Raw genomic sequence first — 6,000 nt, 5'->3', positions numbered from 1 at the left:
ACCTCGCGGGCGACGCGGGTGACCTCGTCGGCGAAGGCGGAGAGCTGATCCACCATCGTGTTGACGGTCAGCTTCAGTTCGAGCAGCTCGCCCGTCGCCTCGATCGTGACCGTACGGGTCAGGTCGCCCCGCGCCACCGCCGTCGTCACCAGCGCGATGTCCCGGACCTGCGCCGTCAGCCGGGACGCCATCGTGTTGACCGCCTCGGTCACGTCCCGCCAGCTGCCGGAGAGGCCCTGCGCCTTGGCGCGGCCGCCGAGGCGGCCCTCGGTGCCGACCTCGCGGGCCACCCGGGTCACTTCGCCCGTGAAGAGAGACAGCTGGTCCACCATCTTGTTGACGGCGCGGCCCAACCGTCGCAAATCACCCCGGAGTTGCCGGTTGCCGTCGTGCAGGTCGACACGTTGTGTCAGGTCACCGCCCGCCACCGCGTCCAGCACACGCGTGGCGTTGGCCGCCGGGGCGACCAGGGCGCCGATGATGGTGTTGACGTCGTGGATGCGCGTGGCCCACGCGCCCTGGCCCGGGCTCGCCTCCAGCCGCTCGTCGAGACGGCCGTGCCGGACGATCTCCCGGCGCACCCGGGTGAGCTCCGCGTTGTAATGGACACTGCGGTCGATGAGCTGGTTGAAGACGGCCGCCAGCTCGCCCACCATGCCTTCCCCGCCGTCGGGGAGGCGGGTGAAGTTCCCGTCGCGGGCGGCCGAGAGGGCGGCCAGCAAGGGACGGAGGTCGGGAGGCCGGATCACGTCGCCCTCGAGCCCGTTCCGATGCACACGCATAGCATTGTTCTCACTCATTGCGGCCCGCTTCGGTAACTCGATGCTTATGAGCGTGGTCAGTCTGTCACTCTGTTCGTGTCGACTGAGGCGTCTTTGCCCGAACTGCTCAGGAGCCGAACGTGGGGCCCATTCCTACCCAGCGGGAAACCCCCTTCAGCGACGGGGACGTAACGGACCATCCGCACGCGGGACCGGTCCTGGTGCGCACGTCGCTGCCGGGGAACCCCCTCGCGCCCGCGGCCGCCCGCCGCTATCTGCGCGCCGCCCTCACCGACCTGACCCTGCCGGCCGCCGCCGGGCTCGGCGACCGGCTCACCGACGACGCGGTCGTCGTCCTGAGCGAGCTCGTCACGAACGCCGTGGTCCACGCCGGCACCAGCGTGGACCTGTTCTGCCACCTGGACGGGGCGAGCGCCGACGGCACGCCCGCCGGGCTCGTCGTCGAGGTCACCGACCACCACCCGGCCCGCGCCGTCCGCAGCCACCAGAGCTCCGGCCCCGTCGAGACCCGCGAATTCGGCCGCGGTCTCCACCTCGTCGCCTCCCTGGCCGAGGCCTGGGGCATCACCTACCGCCCCGGTGTCAAGACCGTCTGGGCCCGGCTGGCCGCGCGGACCATCGAGATCGACGACGTCGCGAGCGACCCCGCCGTGCACTCCGCCGTCCGCGCCCTGGAGCGCGGCCTGCGCGCCTCCGAGCTCCTCACACCCGCCTCCGGACGCGTGCCGCACGACCAGGAATGGGTCAACCGCGGCGCGCTGTCCTTCCTCGCCGAAGCCTCCGACCTGCTCGCGGGCCAGCTCGACGAGGACATGGTCGCCGCGCTCGTCGGCCAGCTCCTCGTGCCGCGGCTCGCCGACTGGTGCGCGATCTGGTTCTACGACGAGGAGGGCCGCGGTCTGCCCGGCACCGCCGACCACGATCTGCGGGGCGGCGCCGACCCGATGCCCGCACCCCGGCTCGCCCGCGTCTGGCACAGCCACGAGAACCGCACCGAGGAGCTCCGGCGGATCCTGGAGAAGGAACCCCCGCGCCTGCCCGACGCCGCCCGCACCGCGCCCGTCCCCGTGCCCTGGCCCTTCGAGGCCCGCGGCGACACCGGCCCCGACCGGTCCGGCTCCGCGCTCGCCTACCGGCTGATGGTCGGCGGCCGGAGCCTCGGCGTCCTGCTCATCGGCCGCGCCGAGCTGCTCCGCTTCCCCGACGAGATCACCGGACTCGTCGAGGACTTCAGCCGCCGGGTCGCCCTCGCCGTCAGCGCGGCCCGCCGCTTCACCCGCCAGGCCACCATCAGCCGCATCCTCCAGCGCGGCCTGCTGCCCACCTCCATCGCCGAGATCCCCGGCATGCGCAGCGCCCTCGTCTACGAACCGAAGGAGGCGGGCGGCCCCGGCGGCGACTTCTACGACGTCTTCCCCGCCGGGGACGGCCGCTGGTGCTTCGCGCTCGGCGACATCCAGGGCAAGGGCCCGGAGGCCGCCGTCGTGATCGGGCTCGTCCGGCCCTGGCTGCGGCTCCTCGCCCGGGAGGGCTACCCGGTCGCCCAGGTCCTCGACCGGCTCAACCGGCTCCTCCTCGACGACGCGACCGAGGCCGCCGACGCCGCCGCCCGCGCGCTCGCCGCGGCCGGCGGCCAGGGCATCCCGCCGGAAGGTTCCAGCTCCCGTTTCCTCTCCATCCTCTACGGCGAACTGACGCCCGCCGCCGACGGGGCCGGGGTCGTCTGCACCCTCGCCTCCGCCGGACATCCGCTGCCCCTGCTGATGCGGCCCGGCGGGGACGTCGTCGCCGCGGCCTCGCCCCAGGTGCTGCTCGGCGTCGTCGACGACCCGGACTACACGAGCGAGACGTTCGAGCTGCTGACCGGCGACACCCTGCTCTGTGTCACGGACGGGGTGACCGAGCGGCGCTGCGGCTCCCGCCAGTTCGACGACGGGGACGGCCTCGCGCACGCCCTCGCCGGCTGTGCGGGGCTGACGGCGCAGCTGCTGGCCGAGCGCATCCGGCGCCTGGTGCACGCCTACGCGGACGCCCCGCCGGACGACGATCTGGCGCTGCTCGTGCTCCAGGCGCTGTGACGGTTCAGCAGCCGGGGGAACAGGCGGGACAATGGGGGCATGCCTTCCGCACTCCCCGACGGTGAGCCCGTCCCCGACGACGGGGCGCTGCCCGCCTCCGCGCTCGCCGGCGCCGCCGCCCGGCCCCTCGGCTTCTACCTGCACGTCCCGTACTGCGCCACGCGCTGCGGGTACTGCGACTTCAACACGTACACGGCGACCGAGCTGCGCGGCTCCGGCGGCGTGCTCGCCTCCCGCGACAACTACGCCGAGACCCTGATCGACGAGGTCCGGCTCGCCCGCAAGGTGCTCGGCGACGACCCGCGCCCGGTACGGACCGTCTTCGTCGGCGGCGGTACGCCCACGCTGCTGGCCGCCGCCGATCTCGTACGGATGCTGGCGGCGGTCCGGGACGAGTTCGGGCTCGCGGACGACGCGGAGGTGACGACCGAGGCGAACCCTGAGTCGGTCGACCCGGCCTACCTGGCCGAGCTGCGGGCCGGCGGCTTCAACCGGGTCTCGTTCGGGATGCAGAGCGCGCGGCAGCACGTCCTGAAGGTCCTCGACCGTACGCACACGCCCGGGCGCCCCGAGGCGTGCGTCGCGGAGGCGCGGGCGGCCGGGTTCGAGCACGTCAACCTGGACCTGATCTACGGCACGCCCGGCGAGAGCGACGACGACTGGCGGGCCTCGCTGGACGCCGCGCTCGCCGCCGGCCCCGATCACGTCTCCGCGTACGCGCTGATCGTCGAGGAGGGCACGCAGCTCGCCCGGCGGATCCGGCGGGGCGAGGTGCCGATGACCGACGACGACGTGCACGCGGACCGGTACCTGATCGCCGAGGAGACGATGACGGCGGCCGGGTTCGAGTGGTACGAGGTGTCGAACTGGGCGACGTCCGAGGCGGCCCGCTGCCTCCACAACGAGCTGTACTGGCGCGGCGCCGACTGGTGGGGCGCCGGACCCGGGGCGCACTCGCACGTCGGCGGGGTGCGCTGGTGGAACGTGAAGCATCCCGGCGCGTACGCGGCCGCGCTGGCCGGGGGGAGGTCGCCGGGGGCGGGGCGCGAGGTGCTGGCCGACGAGGACCGGCGGGTCGAGCGGATCCTGTTGGAGCTGCGGCTCAGGGAGGGCTGCCCGTTGTCGTTGCTCCGGGCCGCCGGGCTTGCTGCTGCGCGGAAGGCGCTCGGGGACGGGTTGCTGGAGGCTGGGCCGTTCGCCGAGGGGCGGGCTGTGTTGACCCTGCGGGGGCGGTTGCTGGCCGACGGGGTCGTTCGGGACCTGGTCGACTAGGGGGAGCCGCCACCGCCTTAGCGCCGTAGGGGGTGCGGTCCTGTCCCGGCCGCGGGTCGTGGGTGGTTGCTCGCGCAGTTCCCCGCGCCCCTGGCGGGGCGTGTCTCAGCGGGGTATGCCTGGTTGCCCGCGCCCCTGGCGGGCTCAGGCTTCCGGGGCCGTCACGAAGTCGATCAACTCCTCGACCCGGCCCAGGAGTTCGGGCTCCAGGTCGCGGAAGGAGCGGACCCGGGACAGGATGTGCTGCCAGGCCTCGCCGGTGTTCGCCACGCGCCAGCCGAGGGCGCGGACCACGCCCGTCTTCCAGTCCTGGCCGTGCGGGATCCGGGGCCAGGACTCGATACCGACCGAGGACGGCTTCACGGCCTCCCAGATGTCGATGTACGGGTGGCCGACCACCAGCGCGTGCTCGCTCGTCACCGACTGGGCGATGCGCCACTCCTTCGTACCGGGGACCAGGTGGTCGACCAGGACGCCGAGCCGCGCGTCCGGGCCAGGACCGAACTCGGCCACGATCGCCGGGAGGTCGTCGACGCCCTCCAGGAACTCCACCGCCACGCCCTCGATGCGCAGGTCGTCGCCCCAGACCCGCTCGATGAGCTGTGCGTCGTGCTTGCCCTCCACGTAGATGCGGCCCGCGCGGGCCACCCGGGCGCGGGCCCCCGGCACCGCGACCGAACCGGACGCCGTGCGGGTCGGGCGCGCGGGGCCGCCGGCGGAGGGGCGTACCAGCGTGACGACCTTGCCCTCCAGCAGGAAACCGCGCGGCTCCATGGGGAACGCGCGGTGCTTGCCGAAGCGGTCCTCCAGGGTCACCGTCGGACCCTGCGCCGTCTTCTCGACGCGTACGACCGCGCCGCAGAAACCGGTGCTGACCTCCTCCACGACGAGGTCCGGCTCGGCCGGGATCTCGGGCGCGGGCTTGTTCCGCTTCCACGGAGGGGTGAGGTCGGGGGTGTACTGGCGCATTCGGCAGACGATAGGAGAAGCTCTTCCGTCCGGCCTACGACACGCCGAATCGGGCCGCCAGTGTGGCGCGCTGCTCGCGGACAAACCCCGCATTCACGGTCGATCCGTGCCCCGGTACGTAACAGGCGTCCTCGCCGCCGAGGGACAGCAGCCGGTCCAGCGCCGCGGGCCACTGGTGCGGGGCCGCGTCCGATCCCGCCTGGGGCTCGCCCGACTCCTCGACCAGGTCGCCGCAGAAGACGATCTCCGGCACACCCGGCGCGCCGGACACCAGGACCGCGAGGTCATGGCCGCTGTGACCGGGCCCGACGTTGGCGAGCAGCACCTGGACGCCGCCGCCCAGGTCCAGCGTCCGCTCGCCGCAGACCCGGTGGTCCGGTGTGACCAGGAGGTCCGCCGCCTCGGCCGCCAGATCGGGGTCGAGGCCGTGGTGGACGGCGGAGGCGCCCACGGCGTCGGCGCCGCCGCCCGCGAACACGGTGTCGATGCCCGCCGCGCCGTACACCTCGACGCCGGCGAACGCCGCCGTGCCGAGTACATGATCGAAGTGCGGATGGGTGAGTGCGATGTGCGTCACCCTCCCGTCCGCCCCCAGCAGGCGACGGACGTCCCCGCGCAGCCGGGCGCCCTCACGAAGTGAGGATCCGGTGTCGATCAGCAGGGCCGCGCCGTCGCCCACGACGAGCCCCGTCGTGCAGTCCCAGCCGGGCAGCCGGACCCGGCCCACCCGCGGCGCCAGTTCCTCCCAGGACGCCGACTTCCAGTCGATACCCGCCGCGCTCCGCGCACTCGCCGTGCTTTTCATGAGGTTGAAGCTAGCGGCCTTGCCGGGCCCGTACCCACCGGCCGTACACTGAGCCGGGGACGATTGGCACTCGCGCGCAGTGAGTGCCAAAACG

General features: G+C 73.6%; 5 protein-coding genes. 2 read left to right on the top strand and 3 right to left on the bottom strand.

Annotated features, from left to right (window positions below; genetic code table 11):
- On the bottom strand, positions 1 to 800 hold an 800-nt coding region (locus tag ACZ45E_RS07620), incomplete at its 3' end, for a HAMP domain-containing protein (RefSeq protein WP_468217766.1).
- A gap of 101 nt (positions 801 to 901) precedes the next feature.
- Here ACZ45E_RS07620 and ACZ45E_RS07615 point away from each other — a divergent pair.
- On the top strand, positions 902 to 2,860 hold the full coding sequence (locus ACZ45E_RS07615) for a SpoIIE family protein phosphatase (RefSeq protein WP_468217765.1): 1,959 nt from the start codon (positions 902 to 904) through the stop codon (positions 2,858 to 2,860).
- Between the two features lie 39 nt (positions 2,861 to 2,899).
- Positions 2,900 to 4,132 carry a radical SAM family heme chaperone HemW gene (gene hemW / locus ACZ45E_RS07610; protein ID WP_468217763.1) on the top strand — a complete coding sequence of 411 codons (1,233 nt, stop codon included), beginning with the start codon at positions 2,900 to 2,902 and terminating at the stop codon, positions 4,130 to 4,132.
- A 144-nt stretch (positions 4,133 to 4,276) separates the two neighbouring features.
- Here the strand turns inward: hemW and ACZ45E_RS07605 are convergent, their stop codons facing one another.
- On the bottom strand, positions 4,277 to 5,101 hold the full coding sequence (locus ACZ45E_RS07605) for a DUF3097 domain-containing protein (RefSeq protein WP_468217761.1): 825 nt from the start codon (positions 5,099 to 5,101) through the stop codon (positions 4,277 to 4,279).
- Between the two features lie 34 nt (positions 5,102 to 5,135).
- Entirely contained in the window at positions 5,136 to 5,906 is a 771-nt protein-coding gene (locus ACZ45E_RS07600; protein WP_468217759.1) for an MBL fold metallo-hydrolase, read from the bottom strand.
- Positions 5,907 to 6,000 lie beyond the last annotated feature (94 nt).

This window comes from Streptomyces sp. NPDC030991, assembly GCF_055571235.1.
Note: the sequence above shows the minus strand (reverse complement) of the source record. Positions and strands in the feature narration are given on the sequence as shown.